The organism is Aquabacter albus (assembly GCF_040049275.1).
In the GTDB taxonomy this organism is placed as follows: domain Bacteria; phylum Pseudomonadota; class Alphaproteobacteria; order Rhizobiales; family Xanthobacteraceae; genus Aquabacter.
The window spans coordinates 1-25,488 of sequence record NZ_JBDZDT010000015.1; the positions used below are offsets into that span (position 1 = coordinate 1).

Genomic DNA, 25,488 nt, shown 5'->3' on the forward strand with positions numbered 1-25,488 from the left:
CGTTCCCCAACGTGGCGGTGACGGCGAACCAGGTCGCCACCGCGGGCGCGGTGGAGGCGCTCGGGCAGGGCAATGCGCTCTACAATGCCGTGGTGTCACAGACGAGCGTCGCGGGCGCCCAGCAGGCGTTCAACGCCCTGTCCGGCGAGGTCTATCCCTCGGCCCTGTCGATCTTCCAGAACGAGAGCCTGATCCTGCGCCGGGCGGTGCTGGACCGGGCGCGGGTGCCGGTGGCAACCCCGACCAGCGCGCCGCTCGCTTATGCCGCCAAGGCTGCTGCCGGCCCGTTCAGCGCCGGCAGCGACGTGGTGACGGTGCCCGGCACTCCCAACGCCTTCTGGGCCCAGGGCTTCGGCGCCTGGGGGCAGATCGACGGCAACGGCAATGCCGCCACCATCTCCGGCAACACGTCCGGCGTGTTCGTGGGCTATGACCGCACCTTCTCCCCCGGCCTGGGCGACTGGCGGCTGGGCTTTGCGGCGGGATACTCCGCCTCCAGCTATCAGGTGGATGCCCGCTCCTCCTCCTTCTCCAGCGACAATGCCCATGTGGCGCTCTATGGCGGCGGCACGGTCGGGGCATGGGGGCTGCGCTTCGGCGGGGCCTATAGCTGGGCCGACATGAGCGCCAGCCGCACCGTCGTCTTCCCCGGCCTCTTCAACCAGCTCACCGCCGACACCACCGCCCGCACGGGCCAGGTGTTCGGCGAGGTGGGCTATGCCCTCTCCTTCGCCTCCGTGGGACTGGAGCCGTTCGCGGGCCTGGCTTACGTGAACGTGGACCTGGACGACTTCTCGGAGACGGGCGGCCCGTCCGCGCTGACCTCCTCTGGGGCGAGCGAGGGCGTGACCTATTCCACCCTGGGCGCCCGCATCAGCGTCCCTCTGGCGCTCGGCACCATCGCCACGAGCTTCAAGGGCACGCTGGCGTGGCAGCACGCCTTCGGCGACACGGCGCCAGAAGCACTGTTCGCCTTCGGCCCCGGCGCCCAGCCCTTCGCCATCTCCGGCGCCCCCATCGCCGCCGACGCGGCCCTGGTGGAAGCCGGCCTCGACATGGCGTTCACCGCCACCACCACCCTGTCCGTCTTCTATGCCGGCCAACTCGCCGAGACCGACACCAACAACATGGTCAAGGGAAGTTTTGCGATCAGGTTCTGAGGCGGTTCGCACGCACGATCAGCCCCGCCGGCTCACCGCCGCGCGGGGCTTTTTTGTTTTCAGCGCCCCAGCCGCGGCACTATCCAGACCAGCCCGCCGCAGCACGCGAGCGTGAGCGCCGTGACAGCGACACAGCCAAACAGCTCAATCTCGGCCATGGTCCATTATAGCGTGGAACTCGCGGCTCGCGGCCGGGTTGTGCGGTCGGCGGGGCTTCCCCGCTTCCCAATCCCCTTTGCCCCACCGCTCTTTATGAGTGTGCGGCGCTTTTCAACCCTGCGATGTGGCGCACGCGCTGGATGTTCCGGCCACGTAGTTACGGAAGCGATGCTCAAGGAAGACATCCCGATGGCTACCTCCGAGCCGGTCTGGTCCGTTCACCCGAAGGCGATGCCTGTCATCCTTACGACAATGGATGAGGTAGAGATGTGGATGAGCGCCCCGTGGGCCGAGGCGCAAGCGCTCCAGCGCCCGTTGCCACCCGACATGCTTCAGGTCGTGGCCAGGGGAACGAAGCAGGATGGGCTCGAACCAGAGGTGCACGTTCCCTGATGCAATCGTCGAACGTTCAGCAGATCAGCTTCGTCGTCGTCGTCGTCGTCGTCACGGCAGCCTTCTTCTGGCTGCTTCTCCCATTCTTCGGTGCGGTCCTATGGGCCGTGATCCTGGCCATCCTGTTCAACCCGCTCCAGCGCTGGCTCCTGGGCATGTTCAACGGACGGCGAAATCTCGCCGCCGGGTTGAGCGTCCTGGCATGCATCTGCATCGTCGTCATACCGGGATCGATGATCCTCGCATCGCTCGCACAGGAAGCGACCGGGCTTTACCATCGAATTTCGACGCGGGAGTTCGATCCGGGAGACATCTTCAGCCGGATTCAGGAAGCTCTGCCCAGCTTCCTGCGAGATCTCCTTCCGACGTTCAACCTCGATAGCATGGGGGACATCGGCCAGCGCCTCGCATCGTTCCTCGGGCAAGCATCGCAAATCATTGCCTCCCGCGCGCTAAGCATCGGCCAGGGCACCGCGCAGTTCTTCATCAGCCTCGGCGTGATGCTCTACGTGCTCTTCTTTCTCTTCCGAGACGGCCGCTCGCTCGCCGCTCAAATCCGAAAGACGAGCCCGCTCAGCCCCCATCACACCGAAAGTATCCTTGGCAAATTCTCGGAAGTCTTGCAGGCGACGGTGAAGGGCAATGTCATCATCGCCATTATTCAAGGCGCGATCGGTGGTGTCGCTTTCTGGCTGCTCGGCATCAAGGGTGCCCTCCTTTGGGGTGTCTTGATGGCCATGCTGTCGCTCGTACCGGCAGTCGGCGCGTTCCTGGTGTGGGGCCCGGCCGCGGCCTATCTCCTTCTTTCCGGAGAGTACCTCAGGGGCGCGATCCTCCTTGGCGTGGGCATGTTCGTGATCGGCCTGATCGACAACATCCTGCGCCCCCCTCTGGTGGGAAAGGGAACTCGCTTGCCGGACTACGTGGTCCTCGTTTCGACGCTCGGCGGTCTGTCACTCTTCGGCGTCAACGGGTTTGTCATAGGGCCATTAATCGCCGCGTTGTTCGTCGCAGTGTGGTCCTTGTTGGCGGAAGACCGAAATCATCGCGGCGTGTGACGGGCACCGTCCCACAAGTACCGACACACAAAGCTTATCTCGACCAAGGCTTCCACCCCTTCCAAACCGCCAGCGATCGCCCTGCCATGCCCACCGTCTATCTTGCCGGTCCCGATCTCTTCCGTCCCGATGCAGCCGCCCAAGGCGAAAAGCTGAAGGCAATGCGCTGCCCACGGCCTCATCGGCATCTTCCCCCTGGACGGATCCCGGCCTTCCGACGGGCCGCTCACGATACGCGATCGATGCGTCGCCGGAATCGAGACGGCCGACGCCGTGATCGCGAACATCTCTCCTTTGAGAGGGCCGCATATGGATCCCGGGACTGCCTGGGAGCTCGGTTACGCCGAAGCTCGGGGCAAGCCGGTGTTCCTCTGGACGGTCGACCGAAGCGAACTCATCGACCGGATTCCGGGAGCCCCATCAGACAACGGATGGCGCGACGGAGACGGTCACGCTATCGAGGATTTCGGTGCGATCGAGAACCTGATGATCACAATGCCGGACACGTTCGTCTACGACGATCCGGAGAAGGCTATCCGCGCCGCCACCGAGGCCCTGTCGTATATCAAGGTGCGCCGGGGGATGCAGGTGGGCATAGCGCGGGCATTCGTGATGGCTGGCGCTGCTGCGCTCGTCGCAGGCTTGCTGGCGAACTTCTTTATTTGGAAGTGAAGCCCCGATCTGAGGAATGCGGCGAGTCCGAGTCTCGTCGGCCGGGAACGGAAGCCAGAGTTCCTTTTCCTGGCGGTCCTCGCCTTGGATCGTTATCCTTGCTCCGGACTTGAAATACGTCCGTACGTGATCATTAGTTATGCCCTACAGCCACGATGCTGCTGCGCCTAAAGCGGACGGGATGCCGAGACCTCCTCCCCACCAGTTTGAACTGTTTGATTCCGATTCTGTTTATCGGAACGCCACTTCTGCGACGCGGGTGGCACGGCGCGCGCGTACGGCGGCCACGGCTACCGAATCCGACAACGAAATAGTCGCGCGTAACTTGGAGAGCACGGGCCGCTTCCGAATTTTGCGAAAACTCGTGCCGAGGCCCATCATCTTGCGGAGCGAGAGTCCGTTTCCGCGTCTCGCGGTTCTGGTCGATACCGAGACGACCGGGCTCCAGCATCTCCACCACGAGGTAATCGAGATTGGTGCAGTCGCCTTCACCTACGATGACCAAGGCACCATCGGCGACGTCGTCGGCGTGTTCGGCGGCCTTCGGGAGCCAATCTCACCCATACCCGCCGAGATCACCCGGTTGACCGGCATCACCAATGAAATGGTTGCAGGGCAGACGATTGATCTCGCCTCCCTGGCAGAGGTGATCGAACCAGCGGACCTGATCATCGCCCACAATGCTGGCTTCGATCGTCCTTTCTGCGAAAAGCTCTGCCCTGCATTCATTCCAAAGGCATGGGCCTGTTCCGTCACCGAGATCCGGTGGGCGGACCACGGTTTCGAAGGGAGCAAGCTGGGCTACCTGGTCGGCCAAGCGGGGTTGTTTCATGACGGGCATCGCGCCACGGATGACTGCCATGCCTTGCTCGAGGTCCTCGCAAAGCCTCACGGTCCCGAAGCGATGACACCGTTCGCTGAGCTTCTCGCATCAAGCGGCCGTTCACGCGTTCGCATCTTTGCCGAGAACAGTCCTTTCGACATGAAAGAGCAATTGAAAGCCAGGGGCTATCGGTGGTCGGACGGTAGCGACGGCCGACCTCGGGCGTGGTGGGCGGAGATTGACGAAGCCGCCTATGAGGACGAACTCAGATATCTGCGGACCGACATCTATCGATGGGCGGATGCAGAACCCCTTGCCGTCAGATTGACTGCGGAGAGTCGGTTTCGGGCGACATGACTCTTCGAGATCGAAGACCGCATCATCGAGCCGATTAAGCACGGGGATTCGGGACGCCGCGCCGTCGACCGCATCGTTCCCGCCACCAGCGACTTTGTGGAGCGCCCCCATCGCGACCCCGCCCCCCCAGAACGCCTGCGCCTTCACTGCCTAAGTCCATCGGGGTCCCCAGAACGTAGGCTTGTTGCCGTCAGGCAGGACTGCTCCCATTCGAGCCACGCGGCTTCCCGCGCTTCGCCATGGATATACCAGGGGATGCGGTCAGCAATGACCCAGACCCAGCGCTCAAGACATTCCGCGCGCTCGGGAACAGCTCTCGGTCGCGCGTATGGTGTCGCTCGGCATGGCACTCTCCGTCGCTGAAACAGGCGATATGGATTCAATGGAAACAAAACGGGAACAAACGGAAATTGCGCCCGGCGCCGAGGGGCGGTGAAGATCGTTAATTCTCAAAGGTTCACTGCGGAGGCCATGCGCCCCGGCGCTGAGAACCATATGCCGCGGATCTCGAAATAGTGCATGACCACGGGATATGTCGACGCCCAGTCGCCGCCATCACACCTGCACAGCGCGCCGGGGCGAGCGGCCCACGACGCGCTTGAAGGCCGTGCTGAATGTGGCCTCCGAGCCGTAGCCCACAGTGCTCGCCACTTCCGCCACCGAACTGCCTCGTCGGCGCAAGGCGCGGTCGGCCTGGCGCATGCGTCACTCGGCGAGGTAGGTGAGCGGCGGCACGCCCGCCACCGCCTTGAAACGGGTGGCGAACGCCGTGCGGGACATAGCGGCCGCCCGCGCAGATCGGCGGGCTGCCAGCGCCGCGCAGGGTCGGCGTGAATAAGGTGGAGGGCGGGAACGAGCCTGGGATAGCAGGCCGCGCGCAGCCAGCCGGTCTCAACCTCGCTGCCCGCCGGACAGATGCCGCCGCAGGATTTGGATCATTAAGAGATGGGCGAGGCTGGAGCACGCCATCTGCGCGCCCGGTGCATTGTCGGCGGCTTCCGCGACCAGCTCGCGGATCAGCGCGCCCAGCCAGTCCGCGTCGCTCTCCGTACCCGAGAGATGAACGAAATCCGGCAGGCTTTCCACCATCAGGCGCCCGCCGACATGGTCAGTGTTAAGATGGCCGCCGAGGAATAGGAAGTCGTCGCCCTCCCCCACCGGGATGATCGAGGCGCCGGCTCCCTCTAACACCTCGGACGAGAGGCGGGCGGGCATCGAGGGGTCGGTCGCCACCGTGAAGCCGGCATCGCGCGTCAGCAGGAATGTCGCCGGCGACGTGGATCTTCGTGCGAAGTCCGGGAAGCCGCTCGCACGCTATTTCCCCGAAGTCGTCGCCCACCTGGAATCCCTTCCCATGCGCCGGTTCGTGCTGGACGGTGAACTCCTCATCGAGATCGACGGACATCTTGCCTTCGATGCCCTTCAGATGCGGCTTCATCCGGCCGAAAGTCGCGTCCGGAAGCTCACAGCGGCGACGCCCGCCAGGCTCATGCTGTTCGACATCCTGGCCGGCTCGGATGGGCGTTCTCTTCTGAAGCAACCGTTGGATCGTCGAAGGGAAAAACTGGAGACCTTCTTCGCCCATGTCCACGCACCGGAAGCCTTGGCTCTCTCACCCCTGACCTACGAGCACCAGGAGGCCGAGCGATGGCTTGATGAAGGGGTGCTCGGAACCGATGGGGTGATCGCCAAGCGGCGTGATGGTTTATATGAGACGGGCGAGCGTGCCATGGTGAAGGTCAAGCACCTACGCACGGCAGACTGCGTCGTCGGCGGATTTCGCTATGCCCAGGATCGACGAGGGGTCGGCTCTCTTCTCCTCGGCCTCTATGACGATGATGGCTTGCTTGACCATGTCGGGTTCACGTCCACCATTTCGAATGCGGAGCGGGCAGAACTGACCGATCGGCTTGAATCGATGGAGCACTCTCCGGGCTTTACGGGGAAGGCTCCTGGCGGTCCAAGTCGCTGGAGCACGGACCGGACAGGAGATTGGGTAGCGGTACGACCCGAACTGGTCGTGGAGGTGCGGTTCGACCATGTTACGGGCAATCGGTTTCGCCACGGCACGAAGCTGATCCGCTGGCGCCCGGACAAGGCGCCGCGGCAATGCACGCTCGATCAGATTGCCCCTCTGTCCGGGGCGCCACGTGAATAAACGCCAAACGATTGCCAGTGATATCCCGCTCGACCGCACGGATTGCTGACGGTCCTCACCAAGTGCCTGTCACGAACTTAGGTCGTTGGAATTCGAAGAATGAAGCGCGTTTCGGACGGCGAGGATGTGGCTGTCAACGTTCCGCCATGAGCCTTGGCGATCTCGGAGCAGATATAGAGTCCAAGGCCAAGGCCCTGCTTGCTCGCGCTTCGCCTCTCCCGAACGAAGGGCTTGAAGAGATCAGCCATGACTGCGGGCGAGATCTTTTCGCCAGCGTTCGTGACAGAGAGCTCGAACGTGCCTCCATTCGTGGCCGCCCATACGTCAATGGGTGACGCCGCAGAACCATGGACCAACGCGTTCGCGATCAGATTCGACAGGACCTGCTGCATGCGGGAGGGATCGCACCGGACGGTATCGTGGATCGCAAACTTACTGACGATGCGGCGGTCGGGGTGAGCTGCCCGAGACTCCTCGATGACTGGCTCCAGCAGCTCGCCGAGCTCGATATCCGGCTGCTCGAACACGGCGATGCCGCCTCCCAAGCGCCCGCGGGCGAAGTCCATGACGTCGGAGATGAGGAGAGCCATTCGCCTCACGCTCCCCTGGACGGCATTCGTGATGGACCTGCTTTCCTCGTCGACGAGCTTCCTCGATAGCAGGCGGACTCCCGCATCAATGGAGGCGAGGGGGTTGCGCAGGTCATGCCCCAACACGGCGATGAATTGCTCCCGCAACTCGGAGCTCGTGCGCTCGTCTACAAGTGCTGCCTCCGTCCGATGGAAGCGCTCCTCGGCGTTGAGGTGATATCCGATCAGCTCTGCGAAGAGCTTGAACATGTTGACGATGGTCGGGTTGTTGAGCTTGCGCGGATGGGGATCGATCGCGCAGAGCGTGCCCCAGAATGTCCCGTCCGCCAGAATGATCGGCATCGAGATGTAGCTTTGAAAGCCGTATCTCAGCGGAGTGTGGTGCTGGCAAAATTCCCGATGCTCGGCGACATGATCGATAACCACGGCCTCGCGGCTCGCGCGAATCTCGTGGCAGATCGTCGATCTGACCTCCAGCTCCCCTCCGGCCGTCAGCCCAAATGAGATCCGGTCCCTGACATTGCAGGCGATCCACCTCTGCTCGGTCACCCTCGCGACCGCCGAGAAACCCATGCCCGTGGTCTCGCAGACTACGTCGAGAATTTGTGCAACCGCCGGGATGCGCGATATTGCATCGATGTCGGCCTGATAATCGTGGGGCACGGCCGCCGCCCTTTCCATCGTTGATCTCAGATTGATATCCTCCTCGCAGCGAGGCAGCAATCTGCCAGCGGCCATTGCGAACAAAACGGGAATCTGAGAACCTCCCGCCACCAATGCTTGGACGGGGATTGAATCGTTGGCCGCGACCGCTGCGTACCTTGACGCTCTCAATCCGGAGCAGCGGCGTGCAACGGAGCATGGGGTCTCGGGCGATCGGGCCTCAGCGACGACCCCACTCCTTATCATTGCTGGCGCGGGCTCAGGGAAGACCAACACCCTGGCCCACCGCGTGGCCCATCTTATCGTCAACGGTGCCGACCCGCGCAGGATCCTTTTGATGACCTTTTCGCGGCGCGCGGCCTCCGAGATGGCCCGCCGCGTCGAACGCATTTGCAACCGCGTCTTGAACGACAAGGGGTGGGCTATCGGCCGACGCCCTCATGTGGGCTGGAACCTTCCATGGGATCGGCGCCCGCATCCTGCGGGACTATGCCGAGCAGATGGGACTCGACCCGGCTTTCACCATCCATGACCGCGAAGATTCTGCCGACCTGATGAACCTCGCCCGCCACGATCTCGGTTTCTCGAAGACCGAGAGCCGGTTTCCGGCGAAGGGCACGTGCCTGTCCATCTACTCCCGCGCCGTGAACGCTGAGATGCCGCTGGAGAATGTCCTCCGGCGCTCCTTCCCCTGGTGCGCGGGATGGCATGATGAGCTCCGCCAGCTCTTCGCGGGCTATGTGGAAGCCAAGCAGGCACAGAACGTCCTCGATTACGACGACCTGCTTCTCTACTGGTCCCAGCTCGTCACCGATCCCATTCTCGCCGAGGATATTGGCAGTCGGTTCGACCACGTCATGGTCGACGAATACCAGGACACGAACCGCCTTCAGTCGACGATTCTCCTTGCCCTGAAGCCCGACGGGAAGGGGCTGACCGTGGTCGGCGACGATGCCCAATCGATCTACGCGTTTCGCGCGGCCACGGTGCGCAACATCCTCGACTTTCCCGGCCAGTTCAGTCCTCCCGCCGAGGTCGTGACCCTGGAGCAGAACTATCGCTCGACACAGTCCATCCTCTCCGCAGCGAATGCAGTGATCGAGCTCGCCCCCGAGAGGTTCACGAAGAACCTCTGGACCGACCGCACGTCCGCCGAGCGGCCGCAACTCGTGACCGTCCGGGATGAGATGGATCAAGCGAGGTTCATCGCCGACCGGGTGCTCGAGAACCGGGAAGAAGGCGTCGCCCTGAAGCAGCAGGCAATTCTTTTCCGGACGTCCAGTCACAGTGGTCCCCTGGAGGTCGAGCTCACCCGCCGCAACATCCCTTTCGTGAAATTCGGCGGGCTCAAGTTCCTGGATGCGGCGCATGTGAAGGACCTGCTGGCGGCCCTGCGGTTCGTCCAGAATCCGCGGGACCGCGTTGCGGGCTTCCGGGTCATGCAGTTGATCCCCGGCGTCGGCCCTGCGTCCGCCCAGCGGGCGCTCGATGCCGCTGGCGCACACCCCAGCCCCATGGAAGCGCTGGCCGAAGCTCCACCGCCCGTGCGGGCGGGCGACCAGTGGACCGCCTTCATCGCCATGCTTCGCGAGGTGAGTGCCGACGACGTCGGATGGCCCGCCGAGATCGAAGCAGTGAGGCGGTGGTACGAGCCCCACCTCGAGCGAATTCGCGAGGATGCCAGCACCCGGCTCGCCGATCTGATCCAACTCGAGCAGATTGCGTCAGGTTACCCGTCGCGCGAACGCTTCCTCACCGAACTGACGCTCGATCCTCCAGACGCAACGAGCGACCAGGCGGGCGTTCCGACACTCGACGAGGACTACCTGATCCTGTCCACGCTCCATTCGGCCAAGGGGCAGGAGTGGAAGACGATCTTCATCCTGAATGTCGTCGACGGTTGCATCCCGAGCGATCTCGGCGTCGGGCATGTGGACGAGATCGAAGAAGAGCGGCGGCTGCTCTATGTGGGAATGACCCGGGCGAAGGACCGCCTTCACCTCATGGTCCCGCAACGCTTCTTCACTCATGGGCAGGCGGCGCAGGGGGACAGGCACGTCTATGCCTCCCGCACCCGATTCATTCCGAAGACCCTGCTCGGGCATTTCGAGCAGGTGACGTGGCCCCTCGCCAGCCGGGAAACACAGGCCCAGGCGGCCGCCCGGAACGTCCGGATCGATGTGGGTGCCCGCATGCGAAGCATGTGGCGGTGATCGGAATATTCAGCCCATCGCATTGGTCGATCTAATGGCGTTCCCTCACGCGTCTGGAGATTCAAGATCAAAGGAGCTCGTCCGAACGCCCGAGAAGCTTTTCAGGGACGTCGGGCCTCAGGAGGCGAAGGCGCGTTTCCGTAGGGACGTTCGGCTGCTTGGTTGTGCGGAGCATCAGGCAATGTCTGAAACGACAGCCTTCAGGTCCTCCAAGCTATAGGGCTTCATGAGAAGTCTGACCAATGGATCCGGCATGCTCCCGGCGATGTAATCCTTTCCGGTCGCGAAGATGACTCTCAATCCCGGCGTTCGAGACCGCAACGCGTCGGCAAGTTGTATGCCGGAGACGTCTGGCAGCCCAACATCGGTCAGCAAGACGTCGATGGTGTGCTGCTCGGCGATTGCGACAGCAGTCTTCCCGTCGCCAGCTTCGAAAACGACGTGGCCAAGTGTCTGAAGCATCTCCGCGGTGTTGCTTCGGATCAAGGGGTCGTCCTCGCACACCAGGATGGTCAACGTGAGCGCAGGAGATGCCGGCACACCGGGCTTTACGGATGGAGTTGGACTGAGGCCAACCCTTCGCTGCTGGGCGTTCGCCAGCACATGCCGGAGTTTCCTCGCCAGAGCCTCGCGTGTGTACGGCTTGCTGATCAGCTCGACATTCTCATCCAGACGGCCACCATGGACGATCGCATTCTCGGTATATCCGGATGTGAACAGAACTTGCAGATGGGGCAGCCGCTCCCGTGCCTTTCGCGCGAGCTCAGGACTCCTAAGTTTTCCGGGCATCACGACGTCAGTGAACAGAAGGTCGACCGGCACGCCGCTTTCCACGATCGCGAGCGCGCTGTCGGCGTCCTTTGCTCGCAAAACGCGATATCCAAGGTCGCTCAGCATCGCTGCGACCATCTCGCGGACTTCTTCGTCGTCCTCCGCCACGAGCACCGTCTCGCTGCCGCCAATGATTGAACGGTCTTCAACAATAATGGCGGCCTCTTCGTCACCGGTCGAGCGTGGGAGATAAAGTTTGATCGTCGTGCCGTCACCGGACTCGCTGTAGATCTTGATGTGCCCGCCGGATTGTTTGACGAACCCATAAACCATGGACAGACCGAGGCCCGTGCCTTTGCCCTCCGGCTTGGTGGTGAAAAACGGATCAAAAACTTTATCGATAATGTCGGAGGGAATTCCGCAGCCGGTGTCCGTCACCGCAAGCATCACGTACTGGCCGGGGGTAACCTCGGAGTGCGCGCGAGAATAATCGTCATCCAGAAACGCATTTCCCACTTCGATCGTCAGCTTGCCCCGTCCCTCCATCGCGTCACGAGCATTGATTGCGAGGTTCAGCAGGGCATTCTCGATGTTGCTCGGATCGATGAGGGTGTTCCAGAGACCTCCCGAGACCATGGTCTCGATCTGGATCGCCTCGCCCAGGCTGCGCCGCAGGATTTCGTCCATGTCGCGGATGAGACGGCCGATGTTCACGACTTTCGGCATGAGGGGCTGACGTCGTCCGAACGCGAGCAATTGCGACGCAAGCTTGGCCCCGCGAGCAACGCCGGACATCGCAGCTTGGACACGCTGCTCCGCGCGGTCGTTTCCGAAGATATCCCTCGACAGGAGTTGGAGATTGCCTCCGATAACGTGCAGCAGGTTGTTGAAGTCATGCGCGATGCCACCCGTGAGTTGGCCCATCGCTTCCATCTTCTGGGATTGGAAAAGGGCGTTGCGAGCCTGCTCCAACGCTTGCTGCGCCTCCCGCTGCTCAGTTACATCGCGAGTGATCTTGGCAAAGCCAACCAGGGTGCCATCATCCTCGCGAATTGCATCGATCACGACGTTGGCAAGGAAGCGGCTGCCATCCTTACGGACACGCCACCCTTCTTTCTCGAAACGTCCTAGAGTGGTCGCAATTTCAAGCGCTGTGGTGGGTAGACCCGCTTGCCGGTCCTCTTCGGTGTAAAAGCGCGAAAAGTGCTCGCCAATGATTTCGTGTGGCTGATAGCCCTTTATTCGTTGAGCGCCGATGTTCCAGCTTGAAACGCGACCAGTCGGATCGAGCATGAAGATTGCGTAGTCCGTGACGCTCTGGACGAGAAGCCGGAACTGTCGCTCGCTTTGCCGTAGGTTGTTCTCAGCTACATGTCGATCAGATATGTCCCGCGTGATCTTCGCGAAACCAATGATGTTACCCGCGGGACTACGAATGGCGTCGATAACAACATGTGCCCAAATGCGCGTTCCATCCTTGCGCACGCGCCAGCCCTCGTGCTCGAATTTTCCTTCGGCAGCGGCGGTGTTCAAGGCGGCCTCCGGCAAGCCTGCCGCTTTGTCCTCGTCGGTATAAAATCGAGAAAAATGTTGGCCGATAATTTCCGACGGTTCATAGCCCTTGAAGCGTTTGGCGCCGGCGTTCCAGCTCGTCACGATCCCAGTTGGGTCGAGCATGTAGATCGCATAATCGACGACCGCCTCGACCAGCAGGCGATATCGCCCTTCCTCGGTCAAGGGCTCCTCAAACCACCGTCCATTTTCCAATACCGGCTCCTTCATCTGCCGCCGGACCTTATGGGTGAATGAAAAGCCGGGATAGTCCCACGGGGTCACATCGCGCCCCCTACCGCGGCTAGATTGACCTTCCACCCTACACTCCGGAACGGTTCTTGGGTCATCGCTCCTCCAAGTTCTGAACCTCAGGAACCTTGCCTGTTGCCAGGCGTTTGGCACCTCGAACCGCCATCGAGGAAGCCAGCCTGACCGCGGATGTACGGGCGGGCGTGCGCCCCCCTCGGCCGGTTTCTTTTCAAGGAATTCAGCCCCACCGTATTAACGGGTCTCGATGGGTATCTCCGAAAACGACCTAGCGACTTTGAGTGTGGTCGGTGCTGCCACCATGGCCCTGTGCGCAGGCGTGCTTTGGCTAGCACTGAGAAATCGGCGTTGAAGTCAAATTTCAACCGGCTGTCATTTGCGCTGGATTGTGTTGGAGCTACAGTTCTCATTCCTCTCGCTGAGGAGGGTGAGATGGAACTCGCAGTCTTCAGCCTCACGGTAATCATAACGCTGGCGTGCTGCTGCGCATTGCTCCTCATCGCAAGACGTTTGCTGCGATGAACAACAATGGGTGGCGAGCCTTACTCTTTTGGCCCGATCACCGCGCCGCCAGCGGCGAGGCCAGTAAGAGTGACCCCTTGGTGGCCACTTCGACATTGGCAGGGGAACCGGCTTTCCGGCCGCGCGTTTTCCGCCTCGAACCGACTTGAGGTAACGAAAACCTGACTGCGGATGTACCGGCAGGGATGCTCTTCGGCCGGTTCGCGGAGGGCGCAAGGGAGAGCCCCATGACCAAACGCGAGCTTATCGATACCGGCAGCGACAAACGCTATGTCCGCCGCGACGAGAAGGGCCAATTCAAGGAATCCGACGACGTCGGCAAGTCGCTCGCGCAGGATGTGCGTAAATCGGCCAAGACGAAGGTGAAGGCGGGCGAGGGCGACAAGGGCGATCGGAAGCGTTAGCTCTGCCGTGATGAAGATCGCGACCTTCAACGTCAACGGCGTGAATGGCAGGCTGCCCGTGCTGCTGCGATGGCTGGCCGAGGCGGAGCCCGATGTCGTCTGTCTCCAGGAGCTGAAGTCGCCGGACGCGCGTTTCCCGCACCGAGAGATCGAGAAGGCGGGCTATGGCGCGATCTGGCACGGCCAGAAAAGCTGGAACGGTGTCGCGATCCTCGCGCGTGACGCCGAACCGGTAGAGACCCGGCGCGGGCTCCCGGGGGATCCGGATGACAGCCACAGCCGCTACATCGAGGCGGCCGTCGGCGGCCTGCTCATCGGGTGCCTGTACCTGCCGAATGGCAATCCCGCACCTGGGCCGAAATTCGACTACAAGCTCCGCTGGTTCGAACGCCTCACCAGCTATGCCTTGGAATTGCTTGACCTCGACATTCCGGTGGTGCTCGTCGGCGACTACAACGTCATGCCGACCGACCTCGATGTCTACAAGCCGGAGCGTTGGCGCGACGATGCGCTTTTCCGGCCCGAGGTCCGAAGTGCCTTCCACACGTTGGTCGAGCAGGGCTGGACCGACGCGCTGCGCACACTGCATCCGGACGAGCGCATCTACACTTTCTGGGACTACTTTCGGAATGCATGGGCCCGCAATGCGGGCTTGCGGCTCGACCACCTCCTCCTGAGCCCTGCCATCGCTGATCGTCTTGAGGCTGCCGATGTAGATCGAGCGGTGCGCGGGTGGGAGAAGGCGAGCGATCACGCGCCCGTCTGGATCGAGCTCACCGACGCGGATGCGGGATAGCCAACATGAACGTCTCCGATCCCTATGACTTGGCACGCTTCAGAACGGCGCAACGGTCCATCTTTGAGGCAGCCCTCGCCGAGCTGCGTGCCGGTCGCAAGCAGACACACTGGATGTGGTTCATCTTCCCCCAAATGCGAGGTCTCGGGCACTCGCCGACTGCGCAGTTCTACGGGATATCCTCCATCGACGAGGCCCACGCCTATCTTGAGGACCCGATCCTTGGGGAACGCTTGCGACTCGCCACCGCGGCAGCGCTCGTGGTCGAAGGCCGCTCGGCGCACGCAATCTTCGGCGCGCCCGACGATATGAAATTTCGATCCTCAATGACGCTGTTCAGCCTCGCCGCGGAAGGAACGGCCGCCTCTCCGTTCCAGGCGGCGTTGGATCGATTTTTCGAGGGCGAACCAGACCCTCAGACGCTCGACCTCCTCGAGAGACAAAAGCCCTGATGGCCGGATAGGGCCTGGTCGTGCTGAGCGGGGAGCTCTTGCCCAGTTCAATACGGAACCTGTTCTCACGCCTCGCATTCTTGGCTGAGGGGCGATGCGCTGAAGCCCGAGGTCACCCATGCCAAACGACAAGCTCACGACCTACAAAGCCAAGCGCGATTTTCGGCAGACGCAGGAGCCGAGCGGCCAGGACGCGGTTAAACTGTCGAACCGCCGTCGCTTCGTCATCCAGAAGCACGACGCGACCCGGCTCCATTACGATCTGCGGCTCGAGCTCGACGGTGTCTTCAAATCCTGGGCGGTTACCAAGGGTCCCTCGCTCGACCCCCACGACAAACGCCTCGCGGTGGAGGTCGAAGATCATCCCCTCGACTACGGCGACTTCGAGGGGACGATCCCGAAAGGACAATACGGGGGCGGCACGGTGATGCTGTGGGACCGCGGCTATTGGGAGCCGGAGGGAAACAAGAGCCCCGAGCTGGCCCTGGCGAAGGGCGATTTCAAGTTCACGCTCGACGGCGAACGGTTGCATGGCAGCTTCGTCCTGGTCCGGATGGCCAACGATCGGGAGCGCGGAAAGCGCACAAACTGGCTGCTCATCAAGCATCGCGACGCGTTCGCGGTGGAGGCCAACGGCGCTGCGATCCTCGACGAGAAGGCCACCTCGGTGGCATCCGGCCGAGCGATGAAGGCAATAGCGGATGGAAAGGGCCGCAAACCGAAGCCCTTCATGCTTCAGGGGGGAAAGGTCGAGGCGGATGCCGTGTGGGACAGCCGCACGGGGCTCGCTGCCGAAGAACGCAAGGCAGAGGCCGGCGGGAGGAAGCCTGTCGCGACCGCCGACCTCCCGGATTTCATCGCCCCGCAGCTTTGCGAAACCCTCGAACGCCCGCCATCCGTGAAAGGGTGGATCCACGAGATCAAGTTCGATGGCTACCGCATTCAGATGCGCGTCCAGGATGGCGAGGTGACCTTGAAGACCCGCAAGGGCCTCGATTGGACCGCCAAATATCCGGCGATCGCCCGCGCCGCCGGCAAGCTGCCGGACGCCATCATCGACGGTGAGATATGCGCGCTGGACGAGAACGGTGCACCGGACTTCGCCGCGCTCCAGGCGGCGCTTTCGGAAGGCAAGACCGATGCACTCGTCTATTTCGCCTTCGACCTGCTGTTCGAGGGCGGTGAGGACCTGCGGTCCCTTCCGCTGGCCGATCGCAAGGCACGGTTGAAGCAATTTCTCTCCGAGGCGGGGGAGGACGCCCGTCTTCGCTTCGTCGAGCATTTCGAGAATGGCGGGGAAGCCGTCCTGCGCTCTGCCTGCCGGCTGTCACTTGAAGGCATCGTGTCGAAGCGCGGCGATGCGCCTTATGTCTCCGGCCGCACCGACACCTGGGCGAAGTCGAAGTGCCGCGCGGGCCATGAGGTCGTGATCGGCGCCTACGCAACAACCCAAGGCAGATTCCGGTCGCTTCTCGTCGGCGTCAATCGCGGGGACAACTTCGTCTATGTCGGGCGGGTCGGGACCGGCTACGGGGCGGAGAAGGTCAAGGCGCTGCTGCCGAAGCTGCGCACGATCGAGACGGCGAAGTCCCCCTTCACCGGCATCGGCGCCCCGAAGAAGGAAGCCGGCGTCGAGTGGCTCAAGCCAGAACTCGTGGCCGAGATCGAGTTCGCTGGTTGGACGGCGGACGGTCTCGTCCGCCAGGCGGCGTTCAAAGGCTTGCGTGAAGACAAGCCGGCGGCCGAGGTGGAAGCCGATAAGCCAGCGTCCCCGACGAAGACGGACGTTCCCCAACCGGCCGTTCCGGCGTCATCGAAGCCCGCCCGCCGCGGTGGGAAAGTCGATGTCATGGGCGTGCGGATCTCCAACCCCGACAAGCCGCTCTGGCCCAACGCTAACGACGGCAAGCCGGTCACGAAGGAGGATCTGGCCCGCTATTATGAGGCGGTCGGGCCCTGGCTGATCGAACACATCCGAGGGCGGCCGTGTTCGATCATCCGGGCACCGGACGGGATCGGCGGCGAGGAGTTCTTCCAGCGACACGCCATGCGCGGCTCTTCCAACCTGTTGGAGTTGGTGACGGTCTTCGGTGACAAGAAGCCCTATCTCCAGATCGATCGGGTGCAGGGCCTTGCCGCCGTCGCCCAGGTCGCCGCCCTCGAATTGCATCCCTGGAATTGCGAGCCGAATCAGCCGGACGTCCCAGGACGGCTCGTCTTCGATCTCGATCCCGGCCCGGACGTCCCGTTCTCGGCCGTGATAGAGGCCGCACGGGAGATGCGCGACCGCCTCGACGAACTCGGTCTCGTCAGCTTCTGCAAGACGACGGGCGGGAAGGGCCTGCATGTGGTCACGCCGCTGGCGGTCGCCAAGCGGAACAAGCTCTCCTGGCCGGAGGCAAAGGGCTTCGCGCATGACGTCTGCATGAAGATGGCTCGAGACAACCCGGACCTCTATTTGATCAAGATGACGAAGAGCCTTCGGGGCGGCCGCATCTTCCTGGACTATCTGCGCAATGATCGCATGGCGACGGCGGTGGCCCCGCTCTCTCCCCGTGCCCGGCCCGGCGCCACCGTGTCGATGCCGTTGACCTGGTCACAGGTCAAATCCGGCCTCGACCCCAAGCGTTTCACGATCCGCACTGTGCCCAAATTGCTCGCGAAGACCACCGCCTGGCAGGACTATGGCGATGCTCATCGCCCGCTGGAGCAGGCGATCAAGCGGCTGTCGAAGTCGATGAAGCAGGCGGCCTGATTGGACACCCGGTCCCGGCGGCTCCGCGAAGCCGCCAGCTTGGTGACCGCCACCTAGCGCTTGCGGGGACGATCCTCCGCCTCAACGGACTTTCGCAGCGCATCCATGATGTTGATGACGTTGTTCGGTGTGGCTTTCGGCTCGGATGACTTCGCCTTCGTCGGCCGCTTGGTCTTCTTCCGTTTGGCCTCGATGATCTCCAGGAGCTTGTCCTGAACCGGGTCCGCCACCAGCTTGGGGTCCCAATGGCGGGTCTGTTTCTTGATCAACTGCTGGATGAGCGGCATTACCTGGGAATCGGATGGGGCATCGTCGATGCCGGAGAAATAGGCCTCCTCGTCCCGCACCTCATCGCCGTAGCGTAGCGTCCAGAGGACGATGCCCTTGCCGCGCGGCTCGAGCATGACCGCACGCTCGCGCCGTGAGATCACGAGGCTGGAAATTCCGACCATGTCCTCGGCGGCCATGGCGTCGCGGATGACCGAGAACGCTTCCTGGCCCACTGGATCGTCGGGAGACAGGTAATAGGGGGTGTCGAGCCAAATCCACTCGACGGAATCGCGCGGCGAGAAGACGTCGATGTCGATGGTCTTCGTGCTGTCGAGCGCGACGTTCTCCAGCTCTTCGTCCTCGAGAATGATGTAGTCATCCTCGCCGCGCTGATAGCCCTTGACCTCGTCTTCGTCCTTGACCTCCTTGCCCGTGACGGCGTCCACATAATGGCTTACGACGCGATTGTGCGTGGCGCGATTAAGCGTATGGAAGCGGACCTTTTCGTTCTCCGATGTTGCCGGCATCATCTGAACGGGACAGGTGACGAGCGAGAGCTTGAGATAGCCTTTCCAGTACGGACGCAAAGCCATGACGCCCTCCGATTAAGCTGCTCGTTTGGAGCGGGAGGGTCGCTTTGCCTTCGGTGGGCCATCGCCGGCATCGGCCTTTGCGGAGGCGCGCTTCGGCTTTGCCGGCGACTTCATTCCCGCGCTCTGCCGCAGCGCTTGGAGAAGGTCGCTCTGCTTCGATGGCGGCGGTGCCTTCCTCTTCGGTAAGCTGCGACCTTCGATCTTCGCCTTGACGAGCTCCGCGACGGCGGCGTCATACCGGTCGTCGAAGGCCTTGGCGTCGAACGAACCCTTCTTCGTGGTGATGATGTGCTTTGCTAGATCGAGCATCTCGCCTTCGATCTTCAAATCCGGCAGATCATCAAAGGCCTCCTGCGAAGAGCGCACCTCATAATCGAAGTTCAGCGTCGTCCCAATCAGGCCGTTCCCATGAGGGCGGATCAGGACCGTGCGCAGTCGCCGGAACAGGACGGTCTGCGCCAACGCGGCGACCTTCGCTTGGCGCATGCCATCACGAAGCAGCCTGAAGGCATCCGTACCCATTTTGTCGGGCGCGAGATAATAAGGTTTGTCCAAATAGACGTCGTCGATCTCGTTGCAGGGGATGAAGGCTTCGATCCTTAGGGTCTTGTCGCTGTCCGGGATCGCGGCCGCGATCTCCTCGGGCTCCAGGACGACGTAATCGCCGTTCTCGACCTCATACCCTTTGACCTGCTCGTCGCGCTCGACCCGGTCGCCGGTCTCGCTGTCGACGAACTCGCGGCGGACACGGTTTCCGGTGGCGCGGTTCAGAGTGTTGAATGCGATGCGTTCGGACGATGAGGCTGCCGTGTAAAGTCCCACCGCGAACGCGACTTCGCCGAACTTGATGAAGCCTTTCCAGTTTGCCCGCGCTGTCGCCATCTAGCAGACTCCGACACAACCACTGCGACTCGACAAACTGCTTCTGCAGCTCGTTGTTCCGGCGTCGAAACAAATCTGCATTCAAGGACAGAACCGGACACTCGTCTGGGGGACCACTGGGTGTTCGCGGCAGACGGCCAGGATCAAAAAGGCTTAATGCTTGCGGATTTTTCAGGAGCGTCGAGCGCGCGCCGCTAATGCCCCGCGAATTTATGTGCTGGGTGCCGCCACCTATCCAATATCGAAGATGTCGAGTGCAAAGGCTTCTTCAGCGCATCATTCTCTCGGTGAGAAAGTGTTCAAGCTGCGTCGTAGCCGCTTCGATATCGCGTTTATTACCGCTCTTCGCGGCCTCCAACGTTAAGTGAATCGTATGGGAAAGCGAATTGCTGGAGCTCACACCTTGGAAGTGTGTCAGAAGAAAGATTCCAGCTTCGCGCAAACACGAGATTTCCCCGCATATTGGGGATCTTACAGTTATCACGCGCGCAAGTGGCTTGTTCCAGTGATCGGATAGTGCCCGATGAGGATGCATGGCGGTTCTCATTTGTTGCCTAAACCAGAGGAGCGGCAACGTTACGTCACGCATGAAGTTTCTACGTCTTTTGAGGCATTGGCATTTTAAGACTGCAAGTTGACATGCACACAAAGACGTAGCCTATCCTTCGGCGTCACTAGGTGACCTCCCACGGCAACGATGCGCCCTCTGCTGACCGCGCCTTATGCCCAGTGCGCCACGAGAGGATGGCCGCACGGCCCCGCAAGCGTCCGAGACAGCTGAAGTCTCGCCGTCCCCGTGACAATCGCCGCCATATGTCGGCGGGGCGCCACCAGGGTGCCAGGTGAAAATCCGCGGAACACAAGTTGGCGGCGGTTGTTCATCTCCCACCAACACCTTGGGAGAGTGAGATGCCTGCCATCCTGCTTTGGCTATTAGGGATTCCGATCCCAATCATTATCCTCTTTCTCCTCTTTTTTCATTGAAGGGAGCCAAAATGGCCGTCGCCTCACAGGTCGTTGCATCAGATTCACGCGAATCCGCGGCATCCAGTGTTTCATGGGCCGCAGTAATCGCCGGGGCTCTGGGTGCCTCGACCGCCACGGCCATGCTCGCGCTTCTCGGAGCAGGCATTGGACTCACAACCCTATCTCCATGGACGGGGCCACCATCAGGCACCACTTTAGCAATATCCGCCGTGATTTGGTTGCTGATCATGCAGTGGCTGTCCTCCGCGCTCGGGGGCTACCTCGCCGGGCGGCTGCGGATTAAGTGGAGCGGCATCCACACTGACGAAGTGTTCTTTCGCGACACCGTTCATGGCTTCCTGGCCTGGTGCGTATCCACTCTCATCGTGTTCGCCCTGTTGGCATCTTCGACAAGCGCATTGGTTTCCGGAGGCGCGCGCGCAGTGGGAGGCTTGGCCGCGAGTGCGGTGCAAGGAGCGAGTGAAGGTGCCGCCCAGCAGGGCATAGCGCAGAGTGCGGGCCAAGCGGACCCTATGGGGTACTTTGTCGACACGCTGTTCCGCAGTTCCTCCCAGCCCGAAAGCGACCGCGACGTGCGGAGCGAGGCCTCGCGCATTCTTGCAACCGGGCTCGCTGCGGGTGACATTTCGCAGCCAGATCGCGCCTATCTGGCGCAACTGGTCGCATCACGAGCCGGTATCGCTCAGCCCGAAGCGGAGAAGCGGGTGAGCGAAGTCATTGCCAACGCACAGGCAGCAAAGCAGAAGGTCAAGGAAGCGGCCGATGCTGCCCGGAAGGCGGGCGCTACGTTCGCGCTATTCACCGTCCTGTCGATGGTTCTCGGTGCTTTCATCGCATCGGTAGCAGGTGCGATTGGTGGTAGGTCACGCGAAGACGATATGGCACGCTTAAAATAGTATAAAGCAATCACAGTCCCCGCCGGCCATCGCGGTGCGGGGCTGTTGTTCGCCGAAGAGACCGCTTCATCCTCCGCCGCCCATCATCCCCGCGACACTGACACGGCCGTTTGGTCGGCTTTCCGCGTCGACTGGGTGGCTGTGATTTTCATCGCGGCCGCGGCGGGGATAAAAGTAAACTTCTAATAAAAAACATTGTTAAGAACCAATTGGATGGGCAGGGCATTACCCCTACGACTTAAATGGGAGAGCTCGAATGCGTAATATATCTTTGGCGGTGGCCGCGATTCTCACCTTGTCCACCGTCGCCGCGACTTCCCAAACCAGCGGCACAGCCCCCGGGCAGGACCCTCATAAAGGTCCAGCCCAAGAAGGCGGGCGCACCAGTACCACTCCCGGCGTCCGCGGTTCAGGCACTGTGAATCCGAGTGACCCCGCTGCTCAACCAACTCGCAGCGGGACTACCTCCAGCCCCAATACCCAATCTGGCGCCGCCCAAGAAGGGGGGCGAACCCAGGCAACGCCGGGGGGAAGTAGCACGATGGGCGGCGCTCCCGACACTTCGAATTCCGCGCCTCGCACAACCGGTGGCACGGCCCCCGGTCAAGACACCCACAAGGGCCCGGCAGTGGAAGGCGGCCGTAGCGGGGCCACGCCAGGAACAACTCGGTAAGCGATAGCCGCCAAGACATCTCAGTCACTAGCCCCGCCGCTCTCACGAGCGAGCGGGGCTTTTCATTTCAATTCGCCCATTACGCGACGTACCACGACTGGAACTTCGGAAATGTGGATCGGCGTTGACCGGGATCGGATCTTCCTGATGGGCCATTCGGCCGGCGCCGCCCATACCGCGGCCTATGCCTATGACAGGGCACTCCAGCCCGCCGAGGGTTCGGGGCTTGCGGGCCACATCGTGGTGAGCGGACGGGTGCGCGCCGAGAACCGGCCGGAAAACCCGAACGCCCGGCGCGTCGAGACCTATTACGGGACAAGCGATGCCGAGGCCCTCGACCGGCTCTCACCGGTTTCGCACGTCGGCCCGGATACGCTCCCGACCTTCGTGGCCTGTGGGGAGTTTGAGAACCCGCTGATCGATGTGCATTGTCCAACTACCAGTTCCGCAAGAACACCATGAATTTCGCTGCCATGCGGGCGGCCCAGGGTTCCGCGCCGGTCTATTATTACGTCTTCGACTGGCGCACCCCGGTCTATGGCGGTGTGCTGAAGACGCCGCACGCTGGAGGTGCCCTTTGTCTTCGGCTCCACGGAGAAGTCGGTCATCGGATTGAAGTTCAGGCGCGGGTACAGCGCCGGATTGGTCGCGAGCACGCTGGTTCCCAGCAACAGCGCGCTCGTATTCCATTTCGCGGCCGCCGTCAGTGGCGAATGCGAAGCCGATTTCGACCTCGGCCTGCGCAGTAACATCGACACGACGCGCGCACTGCTTGAGGCCTGCCGGCGCATCGGTGGGCGGCCGGTCTTCGCTTTCGCCAGTTCACTCGCGGTCTTCGGCCGCGTGCCCGGCGGGCTGCCCGAGCCGATCCGCGACGACACCTTGCCGACACCGCAGAGCAGTACGGAATCCAGAAGTTTGTGTGTGAGCAACTCGTCGCTGATTACGCGCGCAAGGGCTTCATCGCTGGTCGCAGCGTGCGACTGATGACCGTGAGCGTGCGCCCCGGACGTCCTAACGGAGCGGCCTCCAGTTTCCTTAGCGGGATGATCCGCGAACCGCTGGCCGGCATGCGCGCGGTCGTGCCGGTGTCGCGCGGGCTCGCGGTTGCACTCGCGTCGCCGGACAGCACGATGTGCGGCCTGCTGCGTGCTGCAGAGACGAGCGACGAGGTATGGGGTCCGCCGCTGGCCGTGAACTTGCCTTCGCTGACCGTCACGGTCGGCGAGATGGCTGCGGCACTCGAGCGTATTGCCGGCCACGAAGCAGCGGCACGGCTTGAGTGGGTGCCTGATGCTACGGTCGAGCGCGTCGTCGGTAGCTGGCCAGCGCACTTTGACTGGGGGCGCGCACGCGAACTCGGCATGAGCGCCGATGCCGACTTCGACGACATCGTCCGCGCTCACCAACGCGAAGCGGAATTCCCACGAACACCGGACAGCTCAGCATAGCCTAGTGGCTGTCTTCGGTTGCTCTTGCGTTGTCTCGTTCTTCCCGCGGTTACGTTTTTGGTGATCTCGCAGTCATCGTCCCCTGGTCAGGCCTGGGGATGACGACGGCTGTCCTGGTTGCGGGCGTGCGCGCTTTCAGCGCTGCATTCCCCATTTTTGGACGGTTCTGGCCTCGATTGACCTGAAGATGATGGATTCGACGAAGAGGCCGATGAGGATGACGGTGAGGAGGCCGGCGAAGACCTTTGGGGTGTCGAGCTCGGAGCGGGCCTCGAAGATGTACCATCCAAGGCCGCCGGAGCGGGATGAGACGCCGAATACGAGCTCTGCGGCAACCAGGGTGCGCCAGGCGAAGGCCCAGCCGATCTTGAGGCCGGCGAGGATGGCGGGGAAGGCGGCGGGGATGAGGATAAGGGCGACGTAGCGTACCCCCTTCAGGCCGTAATTGCGGCCGGACAGGCGCAGGGTCTCGGGGACCGAGCGGAAGCCGGTGAGGGTGGAGAGCGAGACCGCCCAGAGCACCGAGTGGATGATGACGAAGACCAGGGAGGGGATGCCGAGGCCGAACCAGATGAGGGCGAGGGGCAGGACGGCGATGGCGGGGAGCGGGTTGAACATGGCGGTGAGGGTTGTGAGGATGTCGGCGCCGATGCGGGAGGATACGGCGAGCGATGTGAGGATCGCGGCGAGGACGATGCCGCCGAGATAGCCGAGCGCGAGGGGATAGAGCGAGGTGCGGGTGCGGTCGATGAGGGTGCCGTCGAGGAGGTCGCGGAGGAAGGTCTCGAGGGTGAGGCTGAAGGTGGGGAAGAGGAGGGGGTTGTCGGCCCACCGTGCATAGACCTCCCAGACCACGATGAGGAGGAGGAGGACACCGGCGCGGCGGACGGCGTCGTTGTTGGCGAGGCGTTCGGGGAGGGAGAGGCGGCGCTGGACCTCGCCGATGCCGCTGGCGTCGGCGAGGGTGCACTCGAAGTCGGCGCGGGGGCGGGGCAGGGGGGCCTTGGGCTTGGCCGCTGCGGTGGAGGTGTTGCCGGGGAAGGTCTGGGTGATGGCCATGGATGGTCCCTCAGCTTGCGGCGGCGGCGAGATGGCGTGCGGAGCCGGCGGCGGGGGCGTGGTGCGGCTCCTCCTCGAACAGGAGGGCGTGGATGCGCTTGGAGAGGGCGCCGAAGGCCGGGCTGTCGACATCGGCATAGGAGAGGGCGCCGGCCTCGAGCTCGGCGCGGACGCGCCCGGGATGGGGGGAGAGGATGAGGATGCGGGAGCCGACGACGATGGCTTCCTCGATGGAGTGGGTGACGAACAGGACGGTGAAGTGGAGCTGGTCCCAGAGGGCGAGGAGCTCTTCCTGCATCTTGCGCCGGGTGAGGGCGTCGAGGGCGGCGAAGGGCTCGTCCATGAGGAGGACGTCGGGCTCGAGGGCCATGGCGCGTGCGATGGCGACGCGCATCTTCATGCCGCCGGAGAGCATGTGGGGGTAGACGTCCTTGAACTTGGTGAGGTTGACCTTGTCGATGGCGGCGAGCGCGCGGTCGCGGGTCTCGGACTTCCAGTATTTCCCTGCGGCCTGCATGGGGAACATGACGTTCTGGAGGACGGTCTTCCAGGGCATGAGCTGCTCGAACTCCTGGAACACCATCATGCGGTCGGGCCCGGGTTCGCGGACCTCGCGGCCGTTGACGACGATGGATCCGGCGACCGGGCGGATGAAGCCGCCGACGGCTTTGAGGAGTGTGGACTTGCCGCATCCCGACGGTCCGAGGATGACATAGCGGTCACCCTGCTCGACGGTGCAGGAGACCTTGTAGGTGGCGGTCACCAGATGGTCCGGCGTCTTGTACTGCAGCGTCACGTCGCGAACTTGCACAAGGGCGTCAGAAGACAAAGCCGGCATCGCGGAATCCTTTAGGACTGGGAACGGCGACTTGGGGAGGGGCTCGCCCGCGAGAGGACGAGCCGTTCGGTG

The 25,488-nt window shown here is 62.7% G+C and carries 21 protein-coding genes and 1 pseudogene; 14 read left to right on the forward strand and 8 right to left on the reverse strand.

Features of this window, described 5'->3' with window-relative positions:
* The 4 genes from ABLE91_RS27015 to ABLE91_RS27035 all read left to right on the forward strand — a co-directional run.
* The coding region (locus ABLE91_RS27015) for an autotransporter outer membrane beta-barrel domain-containing protein (protein WP_348935653.1) at positions 1-1,160 on the forward strand (1,160 nt) is incomplete at its 5' end.
* Between the two features lie 551 nt (positions 1,161-1,711).
* Positions 1,712-2,770 (forward strand): AI-2E family transporter, encoded by a 1,059-nt coding sequence (locus tag ABLE91_RS27025; RefSeq protein ID WP_348935655.1) that lies wholly within the window; start codon positions 1,712-1,714, stop codon positions 2,768-2,770.
* A 195-nt stretch (positions 2,771-2,965) separates the two neighbouring features.
* Positions 2,966-3,442: a nucleoside 2-deoxyribosyltransferase gene (locus ABLE91_RS27030; protein ID WP_348935691.1), complete on the forward strand. Its 477-nt coding sequence runs from the start codon at positions 2,966-2,968 to the stop codon at positions 3,440-3,442.
* Positions 3,443-3,623: 181 nt separating this feature from the next.
* Positions 3,624-4,622: a 3'-5' exonuclease gene (locus ABLE91_RS27035; protein ID WP_510182010.1), complete on the forward strand. Its 999-nt coding sequence runs from the start codon at positions 3,624-3,626 to the stop codon at positions 4,620-4,622.
* Positions 4,623-5,177: 555 nt separating this feature from the next.
* On the opposite strand, the gene ABLE91_RS27040 is transcribed toward ABLE91_RS27035, so the two are convergent.
* Both ABLE91_RS27040 and ABLE91_RS27045 read right to left on the reverse strand, forming a co-directional pair.
* Entirely contained in the window at positions 5,178-5,324 is a 147-nt protein-coding gene (locus ABLE91_RS27040) for a helix-turn-helix domain-containing protein (RefSeq protein WP_348935657.1), read from the reverse strand.
* Between the two features lie 189 nt (positions 5,325-5,513).
* Complete coding sequence (locus tag ABLE91_RS27045) at positions 5,514-5,837, reverse strand: cupin domain-containing protein (RefSeq protein ID WP_348935658.1); 324 nt, start codon at positions 5,835-5,837, stop codon at positions 5,514-5,516.
* Here ABLE91_RS27045 and ABLE91_RS27050 point away from each other — a divergent pair.
* Positions 5,785-6,780 carry an ATP-dependent DNA ligase gene (locus ABLE91_RS27050; RefSeq protein ID WP_348935659.1) on the forward strand — a complete coding sequence of 332 codons (996 nt, stop codon included), beginning with the start codon at positions 5,785-5,787 and terminating at the stop codon, positions 6,778-6,780. The two genes, ABLE91_RS27045 and ABLE91_RS27050, sit on opposite strands and share 53 nt — an antisense overlap.
* 77 nt (positions 6,781-6,857) lie before the next feature.
* Here ABLE91_RS27050 and ABLE91_RS27055 read toward each other — a convergent pair whose 3' ends face one another.
* Entirely contained in the window at positions 6,858-8,051 is a 1,194-nt protein-coding gene (locus ABLE91_RS27055; RefSeq protein WP_348935660.1) for a GAF domain-containing sensor histidine kinase, read from the reverse strand.
* Positions 8,052-8,169: 118 nt separating this feature from the next.
* Here ABLE91_RS27055 and ABLE91_RS27060 point away from each other — a divergent pair.
* Positions 8,170-10,246, forward strand: a pseudogene (locus ABLE91_RS27060) (ATP-dependent helicase).
* Between the two features lie 174 nt (positions 10,247-10,420).
* On the opposite strand, the gene ABLE91_RS27065 reads toward ABLE91_RS27060, so the two are convergent.
* On the reverse strand, positions 10,421-12,799 hold the full coding sequence (locus ABLE91_RS27065) for a hybrid sensor histidine kinase/response regulator (protein ID WP_348935692.1): 2,379 nt from the start codon (positions 12,797-12,799) through the stop codon (positions 10,421-10,423).
* 788 nt (positions 12,800-13,587) lie between these two features.
* On the opposite strand from ABLE91_RS27065, the gene ABLE91_RS27070 reads away from it, so the two are divergent.
* From ABLE91_RS27070 to ligD, 4 genes are all read left to right on the forward strand, one after another.
* Entirely contained in the window at positions 13,588-13,764 is a 177-nt protein-coding gene (locus tag ABLE91_RS27070) for a hypothetical protein (protein WP_348935661.1), read from the forward strand.
* 10 nt (positions 13,765-13,774) lie between these two features.
* Positions 13,775-14,560, forward strand: a complete 786-nt coding sequence (gene xth / locus ABLE91_RS27075; protein ID WP_348935662.1) for an exodeoxyribonuclease III — start codon at positions 13,775-13,777, stop codon at positions 14,558-14,560.
* A 5-nt stretch (positions 14,561-14,565) separates the two neighbouring features.
* Complete coding sequence (locus ABLE91_RS27080; protein WP_348935663.1) at positions 14,566-15,012, forward strand: DUF1810 domain-containing protein; 447 nt, start codon at positions 14,566-14,568, stop codon at positions 15,010-15,012.
* A 118-nt stretch (positions 15,013-15,130) separates the two neighbouring features.
* Positions 15,131-17,767 carry a DNA ligase D gene (ligD, locus tag ABLE91_RS27085; RefSeq protein WP_348935664.1) on the forward strand — a complete coding sequence of 879 codons (2,637 nt, stop codon included), beginning with the start codon at positions 15,131-15,133 and terminating at the stop codon, positions 17,765-17,767.
* A gap of 53 nt (positions 17,768-17,820) precedes the next feature.
* On the opposite strand, the gene ku (ABLE91_RS27090) is transcribed toward ligD, so the two are convergent.
* Both ku (ABLE91_RS27090) and ku (ABLE91_RS27095) read right to left on the reverse strand, forming a co-directional pair.
* The gene (gene ku, locus ABLE91_RS27090; RefSeq protein WP_348935665.1) at positions 17,821-18,630 is read right to left on the reverse strand and encodes a non-homologous end joining protein Ku; all 810 of its coding nucleotides are present in this window, start codon (positions 18,628-18,630) and stop codon (positions 17,821-17,823) included.
* Positions 18,631-18,642: 12 nt separating this feature from the next.
* A complete protein-coding gene (ku, locus tag ABLE91_RS27095; RefSeq protein WP_348935666.1) occupies positions 18,643-19,512 on the reverse strand; it encodes a non-homologous end joining protein Ku in 870 nt (289 codons plus the stop codon).
* A gap of 1,196 nt (positions 19,513-20,708) precedes the next feature.
* Here ku (ABLE91_RS27095) and ABLE91_RS27100 point away from each other — a divergent pair.
* The 4 genes from ABLE91_RS27100 (at position 20,709) to ABLE91_RS27115 (ending at position 23,519) form a co-directional block, all read left to right on the forward strand.
* Positions 20,709-21,395: a hypothetical protein gene (locus ABLE91_RS27100; protein ID WP_348935667.1), complete on the forward strand. Its 687-nt coding sequence runs from the start codon at positions 20,709-20,711 to the stop codon at positions 21,393-21,395.
* 784 nt (positions 21,396-22,179) lie between these two features.
* Positions 22,180-22,530, forward strand: a complete 351-nt coding sequence (locus ABLE91_RS27105) for an alpha/beta hydrolase family protein (RefSeq protein WP_348935668.1) — start codon at positions 22,180-22,182, stop codon at positions 22,528-22,530.
* Between the two features lie 108 nt (positions 22,531-22,638).
* A complete protein-coding gene (locus ABLE91_RS27110; protein WP_348935669.1) occupies positions 22,639-23,055 on the forward strand; it encodes an NAD-dependent epimerase/dehydratase family protein in 417 nt (138 codons plus the stop codon).
* Positions 23,056-23,114: 59 nt separating this feature from the next.
* Positions 23,115-23,519, forward strand: coding sequence for a Rossmann-fold NAD(P)-binding domain-containing protein (locus ABLE91_RS27115; protein WP_348935670.1), 405 nt, complete (start codon positions 23,115-23,117; stop codon positions 23,517-23,519).
* 135 nt (positions 23,520-23,654) lie between these two features.
* Here ABLE91_RS27115 and ABLE91_RS27120 read toward each other — a convergent pair whose 3' ends face one another.
* Positions 23,655-24,578, reverse strand: a complete 924-nt coding sequence (locus tag ABLE91_RS27120; RefSeq protein ID WP_348935671.1) for an ABC transporter permease — start codon at positions 24,576-24,578, stop codon at positions 23,655-23,657.
* 10 nt (positions 24,579-24,588) lie between these two features.
* Positions 24,589-25,416 carry an ABC transporter ATP-binding protein gene (locus tag ABLE91_RS27125; protein WP_348935672.1) on the reverse strand — a complete coding sequence of 276 codons (828 nt, stop codon included), beginning with the start codon at positions 25,414-25,416 and terminating at the stop codon, positions 24,589-24,591.
* Positions 25,417-25,488 lie beyond the last annotated feature (72 nt).

Excerpts from the sequence above, each read along its gene's own strand:
- ABLE91_RS27125 (WP_348935672.1), bottom strand. The coding sequence starts at position 25,416 with ATGCCGGCTTTGTCTTCTGACGCCCTTGTGCAAGTTCGCGACGTGACG.
- ABLE91_RS27105 (WP_348935668.1), top strand. The coding sequence starts at position 22,180 with ATGTGGATCGGCGTTGACCGGGATCGGATCTTCCTGATGGGCCATTCG.
- ABLE91_RS27025 (WP_348935655.1), top strand. The coding sequence starts at position 1,712 with ATGCAATCGTCGAACGTTCAGCAGATCAGCTTCGTCGTCGTCGTCGTC.
- ABLE91_RS27065 (WP_348935692.1), bottom strand. The coding sequence starts at position 12,799 with ATGAAGGAGCCGGTATTGGAAAATGGACGGTGGTTTGAGGAGCCCTTG.
- ku (WP_348935665.1), bottom strand. The coding sequence starts at position 18,630 with ATGGCTTTGCGTCCGTACTGGAAAGGCTATCTCAAGCTCTCGCTCGTC.
- ABLE91_RS27035 (WP_510182010.1), top strand. The coding sequence starts at position 3,624 with ATGCCGAGACCTCCTCCCCACCAGTTTGAACTGTTTGATTCCGATTCT.
- ABLE91_RS27040 (WP_348935657.1), bottom strand. The coding sequence starts at position 5,324 with ATGCGCCAGGCCGACCGCGCCTTGCGCCGACGAGGCAGTTCGGTGGCG.
- ku (WP_348935666.1), bottom strand. The coding sequence starts at position 19,512 with ATGGCGACAGCGCGGGCAAACTGGAAAGGCTTCATCAAGTTCGGCGAA.
- ABLE91_RS27080 (WP_348935663.1), top strand. The coding sequence starts at position 14,566 with ATGAACGTCTCCGATCCCTATGACTTGGCACGCTTCAGAACGGCGCAA.
- ABLE91_RS27120 (WP_348935671.1), bottom strand. The coding sequence starts at position 24,578 with ATGGCCATCACCCAGACCTTCCCCGGCAACACCTCCACCGCAGCGGCC.
- ABLE91_RS27115 (WP_348935670.1), top strand. The coding sequence starts at position 23,115 with ATGATCCGCGAACCGCTGGCCGGCATGCGCGCGGTCGTGCCGGTGTCG.
- ligD (WP_348935664.1), top strand. The coding sequence starts at position 15,131 with ATGCCAAACGACAAGCTCACGACCTACAAAGCCAAGCGCGATTTTCGG.
- xth (WP_348935662.1), top strand. The coding sequence starts at position 13,775 with ATGAAGATCGCGACCTTCAACGTCAACGGCGTGAATGGCAGGCTGCCC.
- ABLE91_RS27045 (WP_348935658.1), bottom strand. The coding sequence starts at position 5,837 with ATGCCCGCCCGCCTCTCGTCCGAGGTGTTAGAGGGAGCCGGCGCCTCG.
- ABLE91_RS27055 (WP_348935660.1), bottom strand. The coding sequence starts at position 8,051 with ATGGAAAGGGCGGCGGCCGTGCCCCACGATTATCAGGCCGACATCGAT.
- ABLE91_RS27070 (WP_348935661.1), top strand. The coding sequence starts at position 13,588 with ATGACCAAACGCGAGCTTATCGATACCGGCAGCGACAAACGCTATGTC.
- ABLE91_RS27050 (WP_348935659.1), top strand. The coding sequence starts at position 5,785 with ATGATCGAGGCGCCGGCTCCCTCTAACACCTCGGACGAGAGGCGGGCG.